The sequence below is a fragment of the Maridesulfovibrio sp. FT414 genome, assembly GCF_050916235.1.
Classification (GTDB): domain Bacteria; phylum Desulfobacterota; class Desulfovibrionia; order Desulfovibrionales; family Desulfovibrionaceae; genus Maridesulfovibrio.
Window position 1 is genome coordinate 3,920,391 of the sequence record NZ_CP104854.1, and the last position, 19,452, is coordinate 3,939,842.

The following is a 19,452-nucleotide window of genomic DNA, read 5'->3' on the forward strand; positions in this document are numbered from 1 at the left end:
ATTAAGCCTCCTGTGCCTGTTCTTTCTCGTCAAGCTTGACGGTTACGAACTTGAAGATGCCATCGGTGATACGGATGTTGCGCTCAAGTTCAGCAACCAGCGGGCCGGGTGCAGCGAAAACGAGGCGAACATAGTATCCACGGGTCTGGTTCTGGACAGGGTAAGCCAGCTGGCGGGAACCCCAATCGTCAACTTCTTCCATCTTGCCGCCTTCGCGGTCAATGATTGCGATGAGTCCGTCTACGATTTCTTTGCGGCTGTCGCTCGCAAGTTCGGGGCTCAAAAGCAAAAGTACTTCATACTTTCTGAGCATGATAAATCCTCCTTGTGGTCTGTGGCCCTTTCCTTGGATAAGGGCAAGGCAAAAAGGGATCTTTAGTCCCTTCGCTCAGTTCTGTCAAGCGCGAAGGGACTATATCCCAAAAAGAAAAAAGCCGGAAGCAAAATTGCCTCCGGCTTAAGGACTTTTCATCCTGAAAATTAAATTCCCAGAATATTGTATCCACAGTCTACGAAGTGGGTTTCCCCGGTAACACCGGCGGCAAGATCGGATGCGAAGTATACGGCAGTCTTGCCCACATCTTCGGTGGTGACGTTGCGCTTGAGCGGTGCATGTTCTTCAATGTGGCTGAAGATGTTTTTGAAGCCGGAAATGCCGGATGCAGCAAGGGTCTTGATGGGACCGGCACTGATGGCGTTTACACGAACGCCTTTCTCTCCCAGATCGACTGCGAGATAGCGTACGCTTGCTTCAAGGGCTGCCTTGGCAACGCCCATGACGTTGTAGTTGGTTATGACTCTTGTAGCGCCGAGATAGGTCATGGCCATAACGGATGCCCCGGGGGTGAGCAGGGGCTCATAGGCGTTGCAGAGTGTAACCAGAGAATATGCGGAAACGTCCATGGCGAGGTGGAAGCCGTCGCGGGAGGTTTCAATATAGCGCTTCTTGAGGTCTTCCCTATTAGCAAAGGCAACGGAGTGGATGAGAATGTCAACGTCACCCCATTTTTCCTTTACCTCAGTGACGGAAGCAGCGATATCTTTATCATTCTGCACATCACACTGGAATGTGAATTCTCCGCCAAGCTCTTCGCTGATGGGCTCGACGCGTTTTTTGATGGCATCGTTAACATAGCTGAATGCCAGCCGGGCTCCCTGCGCCTTGAATTGCTGGGCGATGCCATAGGCAATGCTTTTGTCGTTGGCAACACCGAAAATCAGTGCCTTTTTTCCTTCCAGCAGCATTGTTTTCTCCTTGTTTTACTACTTCATTAACAAATAGACAGGGCTTAAGGCCTGTTCTGGCGTAGAACACGGCTTGAGCTGATACGTGAGATTGGAAGACGCCTGTCGGATCAATTGTATAGCTATTAAGCGTCAAGCTCGCTTTCGGTCAAGAGTTTAAACGCTTCCATGTATTTGTCGCGGGTCTTGGTAGCGATTTCAACCGGAATTTCAGGTGCCGGGGGCTGCTTGTTGAATTTGATCTCAGTCAGCCAGTCGCGCAGGAACTGCTTATCAAAGCTGGGCTGAGATTTACCGGGCTCGTAGCCTTCAACGGGCCAGAAGCGGGAGGAGTCCGGAGTCAGCACTTCGTCGATGAGGATCAGTTCACCGTCGATGAGGCCGAATTCGAATTTGGTGTCGGCGATGATGATGCCTTTTTCACGGGCATAGTCGCGACCGCGTTTGTAAATGGACAGAGTTACGTTCTGTACCTTTTCAAGCAGTTCCGTGCCGAGCATTTCCATGGCTTTTTCCACGGTGATGTTCTCGTCGTGTTCACCTAGTTCCGCCTTGGTGGAGGGGGTGAACAGGGGCTGCTCAAGCATATCGGATTCCTTCAGTCCTGCTGGCAGCTTATGACCGCTGACTTCTCCGCTGGCAAGATAGTCCTTCCAGCCGGAACCGGTGATGTATCCGCGCACAATGCACTCTATGGGCAGTGGGCTGGCCTTTTTTACCAGAACGGAACGTCCTTCAAGCTGGTCACGGTATTTATGGAGAACTTCCGGATAATCGTCCACTTTGGAAGCTATCAGGTGGTTGGGGATGATGTCCTTGAACATGTCCATCCAGAACAGGGTGATCTGGTTCAGGATCTTGCCTTTGTCATCAATGGGATTGGGCATGATAACATCGTAAGCCGAAATCCTGTCGGTGGTTACGAGCAGGAGTTTGTCATCTTCAACTTCATAAATATCACGAACCTTTCCGCGGGAAAGGAGCTTGAGTTCCTTAATATCAGTTTCAATTACGTGTGTTTTGGACATCCGTGTATCCTCTTATTTTAAACGTGTTTCAACTGAACGGGCGTGGGCCTCGAGTCCTTCGAGGCGGGCCAGTCGCGCAATTTTTCCGCCGTGGCGGTTTACGTAGTTCTGATCGGTATAGATCAGGCTGGACTTTTTGGTAAAGGTCTCCACCGAAAGGGCGGAAGAAAATCTTGCGGTACCGACGGTAGGCAGTACGTGGTTGGGGCCTGCGAAGTAGTCACCGACCGGTTCAGGGGTGAAGTGTCCCATGAAAATGGCGCCGGCATGCTTGATGAGTCCCAGCGAACTCCAGGGATCTTCAAAGGCCAGCTCAAGGTGCTCAGGTGCCATGTTGTTGACGAATTCGATCCCCGTTTCCCGGTCAGGAACGGTCACGATCGCGCCCCAGTCTTCAAGGGACTTGAGGGCAATTTCGCCACGAGGGAGGAGAGCGGCCTGCTTTTTCAACTCCTCTTTAACCTTGTGGCCGAGATCTTTGGCCCAGGTGATCAGGATGGACGCAGCAAGAGGGTCGTGTTCAGCCTGTGAAAGAAGGTCTGCCGCTACCCAGCTCGGATCAGCGTGTTCATCGGCAAGGATGGCAACTTCACTGGGGCCTGCAATCATGTCAATTCCGACTTCCCCGACCAACTGCCCCTTGGCGGTGGCGACAAATATGTTACCCGGACCGGCAATGACATCGCACGGAGCAATTGTTTCGGTTCCGTAGGCAAGAGCGCCGATGGCCCAGGCTGAACCGCTGGCGTATATTTCGCTGATGCCCAGTTCCTGTGCTGTCGCAAGAATGTAGGGGTTCAGTGTGCCGTCTTTTCTTGGCGGGGAGATTACTGCGATGCTTTTAACTCCGGCAACCTGCGCGGGAACAGCATTCATGATCATGCTGGAGATAAGCGGGGTTTCCCCTCCCTGGCCTCCGGGAACGTAGAGCCCGACACGGTCTACAGGGCGGATAAGCTGGCCGAGGATGGTTCCGTCTTCACCGGTTGTCCACCATGATTCCTCTACCTGTCTGCGGTGAAAATTGCGGACATTACGAATGGCTTCTTCAATTATTTCAAGATCATGTGTTTCGACTTCGGTGTAGGCCATGCGAGCCTGGTCCATGGATACTTTCAGCATGTTTTTGCTGAATCCGGGACAGTCGAATTGTCTGGTATAGTCTACGAGGGCCTGGTCACCATCGTTTTTGACTCTGCTCAAAATGTCTTTGACAATGGAGTCTACCTTGCTGTCGGGGTTGACCCTTCCGGCAAGCCATTGTTTGACTTCGCTCCAGTCTTGTTTACCGGAGTAATTGATGTCTCTGCAAGGCATAGGGATGTCCTTCACTTGGTTAGGTGAAAAGAATGTATTGGTTCCGAAGAGTAGTATTTAAGATGTGTCTGTCCTTTAGCCCAATGCTAGGTAAAAGTCGAGTGGAATAGCACTGGTGCGGGAAAGCTCAAATTAAAAGGGCCGGAAGCTTGCGCTTCCGGCCCCCGGCGTCAGGACTTTAAGATCTAAGATTTCTTAGAACTTGTAAACGAGACCTACTGCGAACTTCAGCATGGGATCGTCCTTACCATCACGAGTGGTGTTGTAGGAATCCCAAGTGTCTTTGTCGAGGTCAACGTCTACGTAACCGAATTCAACGATAGCTGCCAGTTCGTCGTAGATCTGGTAGTTGGTGTTGAAGTCGATTTCGAAGAACTGATCTTTGGTGGTCAGGAACATACCGTCAGCGCTGATGTTCTGCAGACCAGTGTTGTTGATGATCAGGTCTTTGTCGTTGGTACCTTTTCCGTACAGGAAGTATACGTCGTGGCTCAGTTTATCGAGGAAAGAGATGTCTTCCAGAGCAAGACCGATTGTCCAGAAACCGAGCTGGTTCTGGCTGTTCAGGTCAGAAGAGGTCAGTGCGGAACCACCGAAGTAAGTGGTGCCCATTGCCCAGTCGTTGTTGATGGAGGGCAGACGCTCGGAACCGTTGTCGGTTTTGTCGTCTTCACCGGTGGAGTATGCGAACATCAGTTTGGGCTGTACGAAGTCCAGACCGGTGTAAGCAAGGCTAGCATCAACGAGCAGACCGGAACGGTCGTTGCGTTTCTGGTTAGCATCGATAGAACCGTAAGCGATGTCAGCGTTGAACACGATGGGATCAAACATGTTCAGGGAGAAGGAAGTACCAAGCCACCATGCGGTAACGTTCTTGTTGAAAGCAGCAGCGCCAGGAGCGGTCAGACCGGAGTTAGCAGCTACTTCGCTGAAGGAGTGCTGACCGATCAGGCCGTACATGAAGTAAGGGGTTGCTTCCAGACCGTCGATGGTAACGGGCAGAGCAGCATAGAACAGGTCGATTTCGTCCTTACGGTTCCATGCGGTTGCGCTGTAGGAGCTGTTGTCGGTTGCGTTGTTGTCGTATGCACGAATGAAACCAACGGTAGCGCCGATCTGGTCGGTGATGGGGGTCTCTACGAAGAGAGCACCAGCATCGAGGTCACCAAGAACCATGTTGCCGCCGGAAGCAGCAGCAGGCAGGTTGATGGAGAAAACACCAGCGGTGGTCAGAACGTCAGTGCCGGGGAAGCGGTACTGCAGGAACATTCTCTTGATGCCAAGAGCACGGTCTGTTGAGCTGGAGCTCACATCGGAGTCGGAACCACCAACGCGGGTTTTGTACTCAACGTACAGTTCGGACATCAGGTTCTCGTTTGCGATGAAACGGAACTGAGTACGAGCGCGGAAGTAGAAGTTCAGGTCGTCTTCCTGAGCGCCGTTGTGTTTGGCGGAGAGGAAGTCGCTGTTGTCCATGATGTTAGCCTGGAACTGGAACTGGCCTTTAGCTTCCAGATCAACTGCGGAAGCAGAAGCGGCGAAGCCCAGTACCAGAGTTGCCAGAATGGCAAGAATGGTAAGTTTTTTCATTAAATTATTCCTTCTTTTGCTGAATAATTGGATTGAGCACTATTGCCTGACGCCTACCTTCAGGGTCCGTTCTATATGTTCGCTTTGGGCATTGCAAGTCAAAAATTACATTTTTTTGACTGGTGTTAAATTTTTTTTACCGTATAAATTTTTTAACTATAATTGTGGATGTGGAAGTGTAGATAATATCTAGAGTTTTAAGTGTACTTGATTATCCCTTTATTGACAGGTGCTGATGTGGGATATAGTTCTGAAATTACCGAATCAAGTGCGGTTTAAAAAATTTTACGGATGTGTATGCAATGAGTTTTGATTTCATAGGTGCGGATTATCCCGGAACTCCAGGCGTTTATTTGATGAAGGATTTGCTCGGGAGAATTATCTATGTAGGTAAGGCTCGTGATCTGCGTAAGAGACTTTCATCCTATTTCCGGGCAGTGGATAAGCATACCCCGAAAACAAGGGTGCTTGTATCCAAGATCGCGCAGATCGATACTTTGGTTACTGGCACTGAAAAGGAAGCTCTTCTCCTTGAAGCCAGCCTGATAAAAAAACACCGGCCCAAATATAATATAGTTCTGCGCGATGATAAGCAGTACGTGCTATTTCAGTTGGACAAGAAATCCGAGTATCCGCGCTTGAGGCTTACCCGCAAGGTTGTTCGCGACGGGTCGGTCTATTTCGGTCCCTACACCTCCAGTTTCTTTGCCCGTGAAACATGGAAACTGTTGGGTAAGGTTTTTCCGTTACGCAAGTGTTCTGATTCAGCATTTAAAAACAGGGTCCGTCCCTGTCTGTATCATGACATCGGCCAGTGTCTTGGGCCGTGTGTAAATTTTGTTCCGCGTCAGGATTACATGGAGATGGTCCGCAAGGTTGAGATGCTTCTCTCCGGGAGGGCTGGGGATCTGCTTTCTTCTTTGCGGCATGAAATGGAAACTGCATCTGAAGCTTTGGAGTTTGAAAAGGCTGCCAAGTTCAGGGATCAGATCAAGGCAGTCAGCAAGACCATTGAGAAACAGTCCGTGGTTCTGGACGAGTGGACTGATATTGATGTCATTGCGCTGGCTGAATCAGAGCAAGGCGTTGGGTTGGGACTCCTTTTCGTAAGGAAGGGCAGGCTTCTCGACAAGCAGAATTTTTTCTGGCCCGGACTCAGTCTTGAGGAAGGGGAAGAGATTCTGCACAGTTTTGTTTCCCAGTTTTATACCGCCACTAAATTTATTCCTGCAAAGCTAATGGTCCCATTTGAATTTGATATGCAGGAGTCCGCAGAGATTCTTACAGAGCGGAGCCGGACTCCGGTGCGAATTGTCACTGCCCAAAGTGGAGAGGAAAAACGGTTGCTTGAAATCGCCCGCAAGAATGCCGCTATCGGGGCTCGAGAAAAGAAGAATGAGAATATTCTTGAGGTGCTGGCTGCAAAGCTTCAGCTGTCAGGTCCGCCGCAGCGCATTGAATGTATTGATGCCTCGCACCTTGGCGGTGAAGGTATGCGAGTCGGCATGGTTGTTTTTGAGGAGGGCAGGTCGGAAAAATCCCAGTACCGCACGTATTCTTTTCCGGAACTTGAGCATTCATCGGATGATTATGCGGCTCTCTACAGCTGGGTTGTCAGGCGTATTGAGTCGGGGCCTCCGTGGGCAGATCTTATCTTAATAGATGGGGGCAAGGGACAGCTTGCTTCTGTGGAAAAAGCACTTGCAGACAGCTGGAGTGAAGGTGAGCCAGCTCCGCATCTGGCTTCCATAGCCAAGGGACCAACCAGGAAAGCCGGAGAGCTTGAGGACCGGATATTCAGGCCCGGACGCAAGAATCACCTTCCGCTCAAGGGCGGGAGTGCTGAACTGCTTTTTCTGCAGCGGATTCGAGATGAAGCACACCGTTTTGTCATCGGCAAGCAGCGCAAATCACGCAAGAAAAAGGTGCTGCAAAGCGAAGTGCTTTCCCTTCCGGGAATAGGGCCCAAAACGGCCCGCTTGCTCTGGGATGCCTTCGGTGCTGTTGATAAGATGAAGTCCGCAACAGTCGCCGAGCTGGAGCAGGTTGACGGGATTGGAAAAAAACGCGCCCGGCAGATATTCGAAGCATTCAGGGATTTGTAGCCGGTATTCGGGAGGACTGTAAAGTCTGGCTCGACGGCCCTTCGGGGGTTTAAATTTCTTGATAACGGATTTTAATCCTATACTTTTTTAGCTGGTCTTCGGCACATTGGCTTCCAAAAGATACTTGACCAACGAGTGAGTAACTGACCTTATTCAAACAAAGACCGCAATATCATATTGATTTTTGCGGTCTATTTTTTCGATTCCTCATAAAATAGCCTGCCGTATCTTGAAATGAAGTTTGTTTTGGAGGCTTTCAGTCTATTGACTTTATTATTTCATATTGAGGTCTTTTTTCAGCATGGTCAGTTCCTTCCCTGTCAGTTCGCGCCATTTGCCCCGTTTTAAGTTGCCCAGCTCAATACGGCCCTGCCTTACTCTCTGGAGTCTGAGTATGGTCTTGTCGAACTCTCCGAACATGCGCCTGATCTGGCGGTTTATGCCCTGATGCAGGGTCATCTCGTATTTGGCAGTGTCTCCGATTTCAGACAGCAGCCTGATGCTTACCGGAGCCAGCGGTTCGCCTCCGTCAAGTACCATTCCGGCTTCCATTATTGAAATCTCGCGGGGACTCAGTTTGCCTCTGATAGTAACATGGTAGACTTTTGGCAGGTGCCAGCGGGGGTGGGTCATGCGGTTGCATAGTTCTCCATCGGTGGTCAGCAGCAGAAGCCCTTCGGAATAGAAGTCCAGTCTGCCAACTGGGAAAACTCTCTTGTTGACGATGTCCTGAGGCAGGAGGTCTATAACTGTTTTGCGTCCCTGAGGATCTTTGGCCGTGGTGACAACTTCAATCGGCTTATGGAGCATGATGTAGGTTTCGCCGGAATCGGTGTCATGCCGAACGGGTTTACCGTTGACCTCGACTACGTCGGTATCCGGATCAACCTGAATGCCCGGAGAGTCAGCTATGACTCCGTTGATTTTTACCTTGCCCTGTTGGACCAGTTCGTCTGCTCCACGGCGTGAAGTAAGTCCTGCTGAAGCGATGTATTTGTTTAGTCTGATTGTTTGTTTTTCGGTCATAATTTTTGTTCCGCTCCGGAGCGGGCGTCAGTTGTGCTGAATTTTACGTATATATTGATTTCGTTCCGTGTTGTGAGCTGTACAGGACATTGGGAGTAACGTCGAACTATTTCAGGTGGGATTATTTGCAGGTGTAGCAGGTCTTATCTTGTCCAAATTGTGTGTGGGCTGAGATTCAGTCTGAAACAATCGGTGATTATTAGGCTGAGGAAGCTCGTGTAAGTTCTTCCCCAGCCTTATGGACAATTTTTATGCTTTAATTACTTTGCTTGCAAGCTGGAGGGAGGTAACCACGTCGAGCATATTTGTGGTTTCGCCGACTTCTTTTTTATCGAGCAGACCAAAATGGTCAAGACAAGTTCCGCAGACAAGAATGGAGACTCCGGATTTTTCAAGATCCTTGAGTTTTTCCAGACAGGGGTTACCTGCAGCAGAAAGTTTGACTGCACTGTTGACCATGATTATACGCCAGAGGGTTTCGCCAAGTTCAGGCAGGGTGGCCAGGAAATTGAACATCAGCTTTGCACCCAGAGTGTCGTCGCCTTTTCCGAGAAATTCGTTATCAAGAAAGACAAGAGTCTTACTGCCTATCCGGGACAGTTCCTCATCACTCATGACAACGCACTCTTCGCATTCTGCCGGGGCATCGGTTGATGATTTTGTCCCCTTTATTGTAAAGAGTGATCCCTGTTGGGAAACGGCCACATTGTAGCCTTTGGTTGCCATGAAACGGGAGACGTTTTCCTTGGCGGCCTCATTATCCACTACTGCTTCGATTGAGGATGGGTTATCTGATTCAATGGCGTTTTTACATTTAATAACCGGTTGCGGGCAGGGCAGTCCCTGACAATCAAGTTTTACTGACATGAATAATGTCCTCCTCTCCGGATTTGAATCATAGTGGAGACTTTGTTGCAAATTGATAAATGTTATTGAACTAACTATGACTTATTGTGATTTTCTATGGAATATGAATAGGCACTTGCGATGAAATCAAATGAGAAGTAAGGAAAAGACGCAATCGGCCTAACGCCATAAACAAGGAGAATATTTTGCCAACAGGCGATAAATATAGCTACGTAAAAAACAAGCATCTTATCAAGAGATGTCTTTCATATTTCGTACCCTACAAATTCAGGATTTTTGTTGCTTTTGTATCCATGGGATTTGTGGCTGCCGCCACCGCCGCAACGGCTTATCTTATTCAGCCGGCCATGGATGATATCTTCATCAACAAGGACCGTCAGGCCTTGATGCTTGTGCCTATTGCCTTTGTTCTGGTCATGCTGATCAAAGGGGTTTTCAGATTTCTGCAGTCTTACCTGATGAATACTGCCGGGCTTCTGGTTCTTGAACGGCTCAGAAACGATCTGTTTGAGAAAATTGTCTGTCTCCCCATGGGATTTTTCGAAGAGAGTCAGGTCGGGATGCTCATGTCCAGAATCCTGAACGACGTTATGGAAATAAGGCAGAGCCTCCCTTCTTTTGTCATGATGATCAGGGAAGTTGTTACCATCATCGGGCTTATCGGCCTTGTTTTTTACCGGGATCCGTATCTGGCCTGTTTTGCTGTTCTGGTGCTGCCGTTGGCGATTTTTCCGTTTTTCTATTTCGGGCGGAAGCTGCGTAAGCTCGGGCGCAAGAATCAGGTCAAGATTTCCGACATCAATGCCCAGCTTCAGGAAGCTTTCAGCGGTGTAAAGGTCATCAAGGCTTTTGCAAACGAGAAGCTTGAGTCCGGCAAGTTTGAGGTGGAGAATAATCGTCTGGTCAGGATTGCCATCAAGCAGGTGCTTCATTCGGAACTTTCCTCGCGAGTTATGGAAATTGTCGGTGCATTCGGTATCGGGCTGGTGCTCTGGTACGGAGGAAAGGAGGTCATTGACGGCAATTCTACTCCGGGTACATTCTTTTCGTTTATCGCTGCCCTGATCATGCTTTACGAGCCGGTCAAGAAGATCAACAACGCGAACCTGACCATTCAGCGTGCTTTTGCCGGGGCGGAAAGGGTTTTCGAAATCCTTGATTCCCCTGATATCCATGTTGAAAAGGGCGGATCAACAGAGCTTGAGCTTCCGTTTGAAAAGCTTGAAATCAAGAATCTCACTTTCAGCTATTCTTCCAGTGACCGGCCTGTTCTGGACAACATCAACCTTGATGTTACCGCCGGTCAGAAGGTTGCAATTGTAGGTCCGAGCGGATCAGGTAAAACCACACTGGTCAACCTTATCCCCAGATTCTATGACAGCGCGGATGGAAAGATACTTCTTAACGGAAGGAATCTTGGTGAGTATTCCCTCAAGTCGCTACGCCTTAACATAGGTATGGTTTCACAGGATACCTTCCTGTTTAATGCCTCCGTGCGTGATAACATTGCATATGTTGACCACGGTGCATCCGAAGACAATGTCATTAAGGCCGCGCAGACTGCTTTCGCACATGAATTCATCGAGAAGCTTCCCGAAGGTTATGAAACAGTAGTCGGGGAACGCGGCGTAAGGCTTTCCGGCGGACAGAAACAGCGTCTGACAATTGCAAGGGCTCTGCTCAAGAACCCCCCGCTGCTTATTCTTGATGAAGCGACCAGCGCTCTCGATACAGAGGCCGAGCGTATTGTTCAGTTGGCCCTTGAAAACCTGATGAAGGACCGTACCAGCATCGTAATCGCACACCGCCTTTCAACGGTGCTTTCTGCTGATGTGATCGTCGTCATGGAAAAGGGAAAGATTGTATCCAAGGGAACTCACAAGGAACTGCTTGAAACGTCTCCCCTGTATCAGAAGCTTTATAACATGCAGTTTCAGGACAACCATTAGCAATGAATATCAACCCGGTTGTTTTTGCTCCTCAGGCAGCCTTTCTGTATAAGTTGTGGGTGCGTTCCATGCGTTTTGAACTGGACGGCTATGACAATATTCTCGGGCTCCTTGAACAGGGGAGGCCGGTCATGCTGGCTCTCTGGCACAACGAGCTTTTCAGTCTGATCGGGCTGGGGTATCTGAAAGGATTGCCGCTTGTAACCATGGCCAGCGACAGCAAGGACGGCCAGATTATTACCGAAGTGCTGGAACGTATCGGATATGAAGTTGCGCGCGGTTCTTCAACCCGTGGGGGGCTGAAAGCCATGCTCGGCGTTGCGCGGGTTATGCGCAAGGACGGAAAGGTCGGAGCCATCACCATGGACGGACCAAAGGGACCGCGTCATAAGGTTAAGCCGGGAATTCTTGCCATTGCGCAGAAAACAGGAGCGGCAATAATCCCGATGCGCGCCAAGCCTTCCAATCCGTTTATTTTCACACGTTCTTGGGATAGGTTTGAATTGCCCAGGCCTTTTCATCGTTGCGATGTCCGGCTTGGTAAGCCCTTTGATGTTACCGAGAGCAAGCTTGATGACGAAGCACTCCAGAATGAAGCCTTTCGTCTGGAGGAAGTCATGGAGAGCATGGGCCGCTGGTAGAATTTTGATAGCAGTAAACAAAGCCCCGCAAGGTGAATGGATACCTTGCGGGGCTTCGTTGTTTTTAGTTTTTGTAATGTTATTCCTGCATTCCTCCGGCAGAGCTGAGTCTGTCTATCAGCTTTTCCAGTTCCTGTGCCGTTCTGGAAAGGCTGGTGATGGACTTGGCTGAACCGCGCATGTCGTTTCTGGTGTCGTCGGCCAGTCTCTTGAGGTCTTCCACGGATGCATGGATCTGGTCGTGTGCAGAGGACTGTTGTTCCGTTGCTTCGGCAATGCGCATGATTTCGGTTGCGGTATCAACGGACATTTCGGAAATTTCCTTGAATGCGCCGACGGATTGTTGAACAAGTCCGCTGGCGTGTTCGACCGCCTGCACAGTCATATCAGTATTCTCAATGTTGTTTCGGGCTGATATCTGGATTCGCTTGATAGCCTCTTCAACTTCTCTTGTGGACTGCATTGTCTTTTCGGCAAGCTTGCGCACTTCATCTGCAACGACAGCAAAACCACGTCCCGCTTCACCGGCCCTTGCAGCCTCAATTGCCGCGTTCAGAGCGAGAAGGTTGGTCTGGTCGGCAATGTCGTTGATTACGCCGATTATGCCGCCTATGGATTCACTGTGCTCGCCAAGGGTGTGCATGTTATCTTTAACGATGTCTGAAAGTGACTGAAGCTGTTTTATGGCAACACTGGTTTCAGTCATGGTCTGCATTCCGCCCTCAGCTCTTGAGCGGGTGTTCTTGGCCTGTTCGGCTGCATTTTCAGCATTCTGGGCAGAATTCATCAGAGTCTGGTTCATTTCGGTTATGGCTTGTGATGAATATTCAATGCGTTCGAACTGCTTATCAGTGTTTGAAGAAACCTGGTCAACCTGATGTTCAATTTCAGAAGCACCTCTGGTCAGATACTGAGATATCGTTCTGGCCTTTTCGGTTATTTCAACCATTACTGCGTTCTGTTCGCGTATTTTTTCCTCTTTGGCCTTAATGTCAGTAAGGTCGACTATGATGGCAAATCCGCCGATGAGTTCTCCGTCGAGATCATAGAGCGGTGCAGCGTCGATGCGGACGTCCCTGAAGTTTCCTTGCTTGGTTTTCCAGCGCCTTTCCACATTCAGCACAGGTGTTTTGTTTTCAAGGCATGTTGTAAGGATTCCCTTCTCTCCTGCAGGAGCCTGCAAAAGCTCCTTAACCGGGCGTCCTATCCAGTTCGCACAGGAAGTTCCACTTTCAAGCAGCATGCATAACTGCTCGTTAATATAGGATATATTTGCGTCTGTGTCAGAGATGAGACAGGGTACGGTCATGCCGTCTAGCACACCTTGAGAGAAGCCAAGTTTGTTCTTGAGTTCCCCTACCATTGCCTGAATACCGTCCGCGAGATTTTTGATTTCTGATTTGAATCTCCCTTCCAGTTCAACCTTGAAGTCTCCGCTGGTTATTTGGCTTACGAAATTTTCAATACGTTTCAGTGGGGTCACGATTGTCCTGTTAAGGAATATGATTGACGATACGCAGACAAATATGGCGGTGACGGCTGATATTGCCAAGGCTGCAAGCCTCAATTGGGATACGGCCTGGAATGCTTCCTCTTTCTGGATTTCAGAGATAAGTGCCCAGCGGGATTCTCCAATCTGGATGGGAGTGTAGGCGGTCAGCATATCCATACCGCTTTTATTGGGCATAATGGCGGTGCTGCTCTTGCCTTCAAGTGCGAGCTTTACAGCATCAGACTCAACCTTGCCATTATCTGGATTTGCAAAGGATGTCTTCACCGAGCGGAAAAGCGGGTAGAGTTCTGAGTCCGAGCGCATGAGGAAATCTGCTCCTACAAGGTATGATTCCCCGGTATAGCCCATGCCAGTGCGCAGGGTCATGATTGAGTTGATTTCTTTCAGGGGAATACGCAGTGCAATAACTCCCTGAATATCCCCAGCATGGGAGTGTACGGGAGCGCAGACAAAAGCGACAGGTTCATTGTTCAGAGGAGCATAGGGTTCGAAATCCGCAAATACAGTTTCGCCTTTTACTGCGCGGTTGAATGCTCGGGCAAGGCTGGAGTTTCTGTACTGTCCTTTTTTGAGGTCTGCTCCAAGGTCTTTTTGTTTTTTATAGGTGTATATTACTCTGCCGTAATCATTTATGAGAATGGCGTCGTCGTAACCGAGAGTTTCAACAAATGGTTTGAAAGGCGGGGTAGCGTACTGGTGGAGTTCCTGATATTCCGGTGAGTCTACATTAAGCCGTTTACCGGGAATTTCGTTTTCCATGGTATATTCGCCGATGAGTCCGACGGTGCTGTATATTTCCTTCACATTGGAAAACAGGGTGGCTTCGTGGAACCATTTTTCCACTAGGTCCTGCAGGTTTTTCTTTTTTGAATCCCGTACGGATTCCAGTTGCCCGAATGCCTGGGCGGAGAGCGCATTCGACGCAAGCTCCACGCTGAATGTCCCGACTATGATCAGCGGGATCAGCCCTAGCGCTGCACAGAACGCGATCAATTTCAATTTTAGCGACATGCCGATTATCCTCCTCAGCTTTTGCTGAGGGCGAAGTTATGTTTACATGGTTAGACACAGGTGTCGGTTGTGTTACGGTTGTGTTAATTTGACTTTTAATTTCATGTGGATAGTGCTTAATCTACTGGTTTCAGATCTCACTGGTCTGAAAATAGACGTGATTTATAAAAGATTCCGGTTAAATTTTAGTATAACTTTCATCTTTTTTTGTAATTGACATTGATATTCAAATTCAATATTTGAAGTGCATCTGAAGGGTTCAAAATACAATGAAAAATGGATTTGAAATACAATGAAAAATAATAACGAATATTGCAGTCCTGCGACCGGAAGCCACAGAGCCTGCCGGGTGAACATGACTGTTCATCAGTTTGCCGAATCCTTGGGCAATGCCATTGATGCCAAGGATCCATATACCTGTTCGCATTCCGAGGATGTGGCGGTTCTTTCCCATAAAATCGGTATGCAGATGGGGCTCGAAGCGGACAGGTGCGATCTGCTGCACATAGCCGGTCACCTGCATGATATAGGTAAAATCGGGGTGCCTGATGCAATTCTGCAGAAGGACGGCAGGCTGACGGACGAAGAATTCAAGGTTATTCAACGTCACCCTCAGGTGGGGGCGGATATTGTTTCACCAGTAACATCCCTGACGGGAATAAACATCATTACCCGGTCGATCCTGCATCACCATGAAAGGTTTGATGGCAAGGGCTATCCATATGGACTCGCCGGTGAGGATATTCCCCTGGAAGCACGGATAATTGCTGTTGCCGACACCCTTTCGGCAATGGCCAGCAATCGTCCATACCGCAAGGCCCTGCCTTTTACGGACATAGTCGCGGAAATCAATCGTTGTTCAGGCACGCAGTTCGATCCGCGTGTGGTTGGCTGCTTCAACGAAATATGCAGCAGTGTGGCGGGGTATTTCCGGTGCACTGCGGAGAATTTTTCAACTTCGCTGCGTTTTCCGAGTGCTGTTTGCTGCAGGAATGTACGGGTCGCGGTGTGATGCCGGTTTATTGTCAGTCCTGTCTGTGATTGTTCATCCGTTTTTCCAGTGCCCTGACGCAGATGGAGCATGGAAAGGTCAGCAGGAAGTACATGATGAGAACAACAGTCCATATTTCAAAGGTCCTGTAAGTGGCGGACATCAGCTCCTGCCCGGAAAAGGTCAGCTCCTGAATGGAGATCACCGACACAATGGAGGAATCTTTGATTGTGGAGATGAATTGTCCGGCAAGCGGCGGGAGTGAACGGCTGAAGGCCTGAGGCAGAATGATGTGCTGCATTTGTCCAGCCCGGGTAAATCCCAGAGCTGAGGAGGCCTCCCACTGCTCGGTTTCAACTGATTCAATTCCTGCTCGGACAATTTCGGTTATGTATGCTCCCTCGAACAGGGACATGGTTATGACTCCGGAGAGGAAGGCCGGAAGTTGTTCCGTAGGTCCGCACAGCAGAACCAGCAGGGGAGAATTCCTGTCATCCAGGGTGTAGGACAGTTCCGTGATACCTGTTGCTTGCATGATCTGGTCCCCAAGAAAAAAATAAAAAATGAAAATAAGCACCAGCGGAGGAATGTTGCGGATGAGGCCGACGTATGTTCCGGAGATCATTCGGAGGAGCGGGTGCGGGCTTACCCTCCAAATCCCCATTAGCGTTCCTATTATCATGCCGAAAGCAATTGACCATATGGAGAGGCGCAGAGTCACAAGCAGCCCCTGTGTGAGCAGTCCTGTCTTCCACTCACCGCTGGCCTGGTCGATCCTGACAATATAGCCGGGCACAACAGACCAGTCCCAGTTGTAGTTCAACTGGGACATTATATGATAGGCAAACCATATCAGGCCTCCCAGGATGGCTGCCAGAAGCAGCACATCCAGGGAGGTTATTTTCGTATCAGAATTATGCATCAGGGGTGTTTTATTCTACGAGAGACTGCCATTCGTCGGTTTTGAACCAGTAGTTGTAGCGTGCTTCAAGCCAGCCTTCGGAATTGGTGACTTTGATCCAGTTGTTGAGGAAGTTGAGGAAGTCCGGATCGCCCTTGCGGACAGCAAAGCCGATAGGTTCCTGCGTAAAGTCGGCCTGCAGCGGGAGATATAATTTGCCGGGATATTTTTTGACCAGATTCTCCGGCAGCGGATTGGATGCTATAAGGCATGCGGCCTTGCCGTTCAGCAGTTCCTGAATGGAAGCCGCTTCATCGTTGAATTTAAGCATTCTGGCTTTAGGCAGAAAATTTCCGGCAGCTTTTTCAGCGGTGGTTCCGAGACGAACGGATACGGTGGTCGATTCGTTGTTGAAATCCTTGAGGTCACTTTTATCCGGTGCCACATCCTTGTTCGCCACAATGGACATGCCGCTGAATTCGTAGGGATCGGAAAAATTGACTTTCAGGTTTCGTTTGGGGGTAATGCCCATGCCGCCGATAATGATGTCGAATTTACCGGTCAGCAGTGCGGGAATGATTCCGTCCCATTTGGTGGGGATAAAGCGGACCTCGACTCCCATATCTTCTGCAAGGCGCTTGGCTACGTCTATTTCAAAGCCGATAAAGTCTCCGTTTTTGCTCTTCATCGCCCACGGTTTGAATGTTGAGAATCCTACCCGCAACGCCTTGCGTTGAAGAACGGTTTCCAGTGTGCTTTCCTGTGCCAGTTCAAGGCGGGCATCTCCTGCCCATACTGCCGATGATACCCCGACGATCAGAACTATTGCTGCTATCCCGATTGTTACTGTTCTCCATAAAGTCATTATTTCCTCCAGTTGTTTTGGGTTTGTTTTACCACCTGCTTTTGAATCTTGCTGCCATTCTGTCCAGACTCCATGAAAGGATCAGAGTTATGCAGAGGTATATGGCTGCTACAGTAAACCAGATTTCAAAAGTCATAAAGGTGTCGGAAATTATGGATTGACCCTGCATGGTCAGGTCGTAAATTGCTACGGTACTGACCAGTGCCGAGTCCTTGACCAGCGAAATTGCCTGTCCTGCCAAGGGGGGGGCTATTCGTGGAATGGCCTGCGGAAGGATAACATTGGTGTATGCAAATCTGCTCCCTCCACCAAGACTGTAGGCAGCCTCCCATTGTCCTTTGTCGATGGACGTAATTCCGGCCCTGAATATTTCTGAAGCATAGGCCCCTTCAAAAAAACTGAGTGAAATTACTGCGGCCCAGAATCCGTTGAGCCCTGCAATAGGGGCCACAACAAAATATACAAAGAACAGTTGGATCAGCAGGGGGGTGTTGCGGATAATTTCCAGATAAGCGCGGGCCAGTCCGTTGCCGACCATTGATCCTGACAACCTCAGTATGGCCGTACCCAGACCGATGGCAAAAGTCAGTACAAAGCTGATTGCTGAAATTTTTAAAGTTACCGCCAATCCCTGCAGCAGCAGTCCGGGTCTTATCCCATCTTCACTTATGCTGATGAGGTATTCAGGTATGCGGAACCATTGCCAGTTATAGCCGAGGCTGGTTGTCCCATCGTACAGAAACAGGCCGGAAAGAACTAGCAGGACAGCGAAAAGTAAGCAGTCCAGAATATATCTCCTGCTCTTGTCCTTGCCTGTCAAAGTGGATTTGTCCTGATACATGATTTTATCTGTTACTATGGAATTGAAAATAAATCTAGCAGGTTATTGAAAAAGGTGAGTCAAGGTTCATATTCGACTGAATGATGGCACTTTTTATTCCTGTGTGGTTGCATGGCAGGATACGTAAAGGACTGACATTGCCCAAATGGTGAATCTATGAATTTCAATGGAGGCTGTATTTTTTTCATGCGGTCCTGCCTTCCTGCTGATTTCGATTTGAAATATATAGTGCTGACCATGTAATGGCAAAGGCCGCAATATCCTTGGGATATTGCGGCCCGTTCTTTTGCTGAGGTATCGCCAGTCATGCGGCGAAGACTTGAGCCTGTGTGTGACCTTCTGTTCCTTTCATAAAAGGCACTCACTCACAGCAGGTGTGCTACATCATGCCGGCTACTTTTTTCATCAGGCGGACAAGCTGGTTGGTGAAGCTTGCTTCGTTGTCGTACCAGATGATGAGCTTGAGCATGGTGCCGTCCATCACTTCGGTAAGGGGGCCATCCACAACTCCACCGTGGGTGTCACCGAGGTAGTCGGTGGAAACCAGCGGTTTTTCAGTGTAGCCCATATGCTCGTTGGCTGCTTTTGCCAGCACTGCGTTCACTTCTTCTTTTGTGGTAGCCCGGCCGAGGTCGCAGGTCAGGTCCACCAAAGATACGTTGGGTGTAGGGACACGGATGGACATACCGTCCAGCTTGCCCTTCAGTTCGGGGATAACCATGGTTACTGCTTTGGCAGCACCGGTGGTGGTGGGAACCATGTTCACGGCACAAGCTCTGGCACGGCGGATATCCTTGTGGGAGCCGTCCAGAACTCTCTGGCTCATGGTGTAGGCATGAACGGTAGTCATCAGGCCGCGTTCGAGGCCGAATGCATCGTTGATAACCTTGGCTACCGGGGCCAGACAGTTGGTTGTGCAGGATGCACCGGAAACAATGTTGTCTTCAGCTTTCAGAGTATCATCGTTAACACCCATGACAATGGTGTTGTCGGCGTCGATACCGGGAGAGCTGATTATAACCTTTTTTGCTCCGCAGGCGATGTGCTTGAGGCAGCTTTCGCGGTCACGGAATTTTCCGGTTGTCTCTGCTACCATGTCACAGCCAAGTTCAGCCCACTGCCATTCACCTGGAGCGCAGCGGGTGACTATAATTTCCTTGCCGTTGATGGTGAAGCCTTTTTCGGTGGCTTCCACTTCGGCGTTGAAGGTTCCGTGGACGGAATCGTGCTTGAAAAGAAGAGCGAGGTCTTCGTTGGAAGCACGGGCATTGATGGCGACAAGGTCGAAGTCCTTGCTGTCGTGAATCAGGCGTACAAGGTAGCGTCCGATTCTGCCGAATCCATTAATCCCAAGTTTTACAGCCATTATCAGTTTTCTCCTTTTCCGCCCCTGTTACACCCTGCGGCAGATCTTCGAAGGACCGTCCGCAGGTTTGCACCCCGGGTAAAAGGGCACAAACAAGCAGTACTTCAGGCAGGCGGGCATCTGTTTCTCCTTCAGATGTTCCGTGTCCTGTTGCGGACTCCGGTTCCCGCTTGCAAGCAGATCAACTGTGCGAAGG

General features: G+C 49.6%; 16 protein-coding genes. 4 read left to right on the forward strand and 12 right to left on the reverse strand.

Features of this window, described 5'->3' with window-relative positions:
• Position 1: 1 nt before the first annotated feature.
• The 5 genes from rpsF to N7E73_RS17385 form a co-directional block, all read right to left on the reverse strand.
• Complete coding sequence (gene rpsF / locus N7E73_RS17365; protein ID WP_432736186.1) at positions 2-313, reverse strand: 30S ribosomal protein S6; 312 nt, start codon at positions 311-313, stop codon at positions 2-4.
• A gap of 167 nt (positions 314-480) precedes the next feature.
• Entirely contained in the window at positions 481-1,245 is a 765-nt protein-coding gene (locus tag N7E73_RS17370; protein WP_432736187.1) for an enoyl-ACP reductase FabI, read from the reverse strand.
• A 125-nt stretch (positions 1,246-1,370) separates the two neighbouring features.
• Positions 1,371-2,273, reverse strand: coding sequence for a phosphoribosylaminoimidazolesuccinocarboxamide synthase (locus tag N7E73_RS17375; RefSeq protein WP_432736188.1), 903 nt, complete (start codon positions 2,271-2,273; stop codon positions 1,371-1,373).
• A 12-nt stretch (positions 2,274-2,285) separates the two neighbouring features.
• The gene (hisD, locus tag N7E73_RS17380; protein WP_432736189.1) at positions 2,286-3,590 is read right to left on the reverse strand and encodes a histidinol dehydrogenase; all 1,305 of its coding nucleotides are present in this window, start codon (positions 3,588-3,590) and stop codon (positions 2,286-2,288) included.
• A 195-nt stretch (positions 3,591-3,785) separates the two neighbouring features.
• Positions 3,786-5,180: an outer membrane homotrimeric porin gene (locus N7E73_RS17385; protein ID WP_432736190.1), complete on the reverse strand. Its 1,395-nt coding sequence runs from the start codon at positions 5,178-5,180 to the stop codon at positions 3,786-3,788.
• 302 nt (positions 5,181-5,482) lie between these two features.
• Between N7E73_RS17385 and uvrC the strand changes: the two genes are divergently transcribed.
• Complete coding sequence (uvrC, locus tag N7E73_RS17390; protein WP_432736191.1) at positions 5,483-7,285, forward strand: excinuclease ABC subunit UvrC; 1,803 nt, start codon at positions 5,483-5,485, stop codon at positions 7,283-7,285.
• Positions 7,286-7,558: 273 nt separating this feature from the next.
• On the opposite strand, the gene N7E73_RS17395 is transcribed toward uvrC, so the two are convergent.
• Together N7E73_RS17395 and yedF are read right to left on the reverse strand one after the other, a co-directional pair.
• Positions 7,559-8,311, reverse strand: coding sequence for a pseudouridine synthase (locus N7E73_RS17395; RefSeq protein WP_432736192.1), 753 nt, complete (start codon positions 8,309-8,311; stop codon positions 7,559-7,561).
• A gap of 249 nt (positions 8,312-8,560) precedes the next feature.
• Positions 8,561-9,178 (reverse strand): sulfurtransferase-like selenium metabolism protein YedF, encoded by a 618-nt coding sequence (gene yedF, locus N7E73_RS17400; protein ID WP_432736193.1) that lies wholly within the window; start codon positions 9,176-9,178, stop codon positions 8,561-8,563.
• A 185-nt stretch (positions 9,179-9,363) separates the two neighbouring features.
• On the opposite strand from yedF, the gene N7E73_RS17405 reads away from it, so the two are divergent.
• The gene (locus N7E73_RS17405) at positions 9,364-11,127 is read left to right on the forward strand and encodes an ABC transporter ATP-binding protein (protein ID WP_432736194.1); all 1,764 of its coding nucleotides are present in this window, start codon (positions 9,364-9,366) and stop codon (positions 11,125-11,127) included.
• Between the two features lie 2 nt (positions 11,128-11,129).
• Positions 11,130-11,768: a lysophospholipid acyltransferase family protein gene (locus tag N7E73_RS17410; protein ID WP_432736195.1), complete on the forward strand. Its 639-nt coding sequence runs from the start codon at positions 11,130-11,132 to the stop codon at positions 11,766-11,768.
• A gap of 79 nt (positions 11,769-11,847) precedes the next feature.
• Here the strand turns inward: N7E73_RS17410 and N7E73_RS17415 are convergent, their stop codons facing one another.
• A complete protein-coding gene (locus N7E73_RS17415) occupies positions 11,848-14,292 on the reverse strand; it encodes a methyl-accepting chemotaxis protein (RefSeq protein WP_432736196.1) in 2,445 nt (814 codons plus the stop codon).
• A 292-nt stretch (positions 14,293-14,584) separates the two neighbouring features.
• On the opposite strand from N7E73_RS17415, the gene N7E73_RS17420 reads away from it, so the two are divergent.
• Positions 14,585-15,304: an HD-GYP domain-containing protein gene (locus N7E73_RS17420; protein ID WP_432736197.1), complete on the forward strand. Its 720-nt coding sequence runs from the start codon at positions 14,585-14,587 to the stop codon at positions 15,302-15,304.
• A gap of 13 nt (positions 15,305-15,317) precedes the next feature.
• Here N7E73_RS17420 and N7E73_RS17425 read toward each other — a convergent pair whose 3' ends face one another.
• From N7E73_RS17425 to gap, 4 genes are all read right to left on the reverse strand, one after another.
• Entirely contained in the window at positions 15,318-16,205 is an 888-nt protein-coding gene (locus tag N7E73_RS17425; protein WP_432736198.1) for an amino acid ABC transporter permease, read from the reverse strand.
• Positions 16,206-16,215: 10 nt separating this feature from the next.
• Positions 16,216-17,049: a transporter substrate-binding domain-containing protein gene (locus N7E73_RS17430; protein ID WP_432736199.1), complete on the reverse strand. Its 834-nt coding sequence runs from the start codon at positions 17,047-17,049 to the stop codon at positions 16,216-16,218.
• 28 nt (positions 17,050-17,077) lie between these two features.
• Positions 17,078-17,890, reverse strand: a complete 813-nt coding sequence (locus tag N7E73_RS17435) for an amino acid ABC transporter permease (protein WP_432736200.1) — start codon at positions 17,888-17,890, stop codon at positions 17,078-17,080.
• 379 nt (positions 17,891-18,269) lie between these two features.
• A complete protein-coding gene (gene gap, locus N7E73_RS17440) occupies positions 18,270-19,256 on the reverse strand; it encodes a type I glyceraldehyde-3-phosphate dehydrogenase (protein ID WP_432736201.1) in 987 nt (328 codons plus the stop codon).
• Positions 19,257-19,452: the final 196 nt, after the last annotated feature.

Coding starts and splice junctions, on each gene's coding strand:
- N7E73_RS17415 (WP_432736196.1), bottom strand. CDS start 14,292: ATGTCGCTAAAATTGAAATTGATCGCGTTCTGTGCAGCGCTAGGGCTG.
- N7E73_RS17420 (WP_432736197.1), top strand. CDS start 14,585: ATGAAAAATAATAACGAATATTGCAGTCCTGCGACCGGAAGCCACAGA.
- N7E73_RS17395 (WP_432736192.1), bottom strand. CDS start 8,311: ATGACCGAAAAACAAACAATCAGACTAAACAAATACATCGCTTCAGCA.
- hisD (WP_432736189.1), bottom strand. CDS start 3,590: ATGCCTTGCAGAGACATCAATTACTCCGGTAAACAAGACTGGAGCGAA.
- uvrC (WP_432736191.1), top strand. CDS start 5,483: ATGAGTTTTGATTTCATAGGTGCGGATTATCCCGGAACTCCAGGCGTT.
- N7E73_RS17435 (WP_432736200.1), bottom strand. CDS start 17,890: ATGTATCAGGACAAATCCACTTTGACAGGCAAGGACAAGAGCAGGAGA.
- N7E73_RS17375 (WP_432736188.1), bottom strand. CDS start 2,273: ATGTCCAAAACACACGTAATTGAAACTGATATTAAGGAACTCAAGCTC.
- yedF (WP_432736193.1), bottom strand. CDS start 9,178: ATGTCAGTAAAACTTGATTGTCAGGGACTGCCCTGCCCGCAACCGGTT.
- N7E73_RS17425 (WP_432736198.1), bottom strand. CDS start 16,205: ATGCATAATTCTGATACGAAAATAACCTCCCTGGATGTGCTGCTTCTG.
- N7E73_RS17410 (WP_432736195.1), top strand. CDS start 11,130: ATGAATATCAACCCGGTTGTTTTTGCTCCTCAGGCAGCCTTTCTGTAT.
- rpsF (WP_432736186.1), bottom strand. CDS start 313: ATGCTCAGAAAGTATGAAGTACTTTTGCTTTTGAGCCCCGAACTTGCG.
- N7E73_RS17385 (WP_432736190.1), bottom strand. CDS start 5,180: ATGAAAAAACTTACCATTCTTGCCATTCTGGCAACTCTGGTACTGGGC.
- N7E73_RS17430 (WP_432736199.1), bottom strand. CDS start 17,049: ATGACTTTATGGAGAACAGTAACAATCGGGATAGCAGCAATAGTTCTG.
- N7E73_RS17370 (WP_432736187.1), bottom strand. CDS start 1,245: ATGCTGCTGGAAGGAAAAAAGGCACTGATTTTCGGTGTTGCCAACGAC.
- gap (WP_432736201.1), bottom strand. CDS start 19,256: ATGGCTGTAAAACTTGGGATTAATGGATTCGGCAGAATCGGACGCTAC.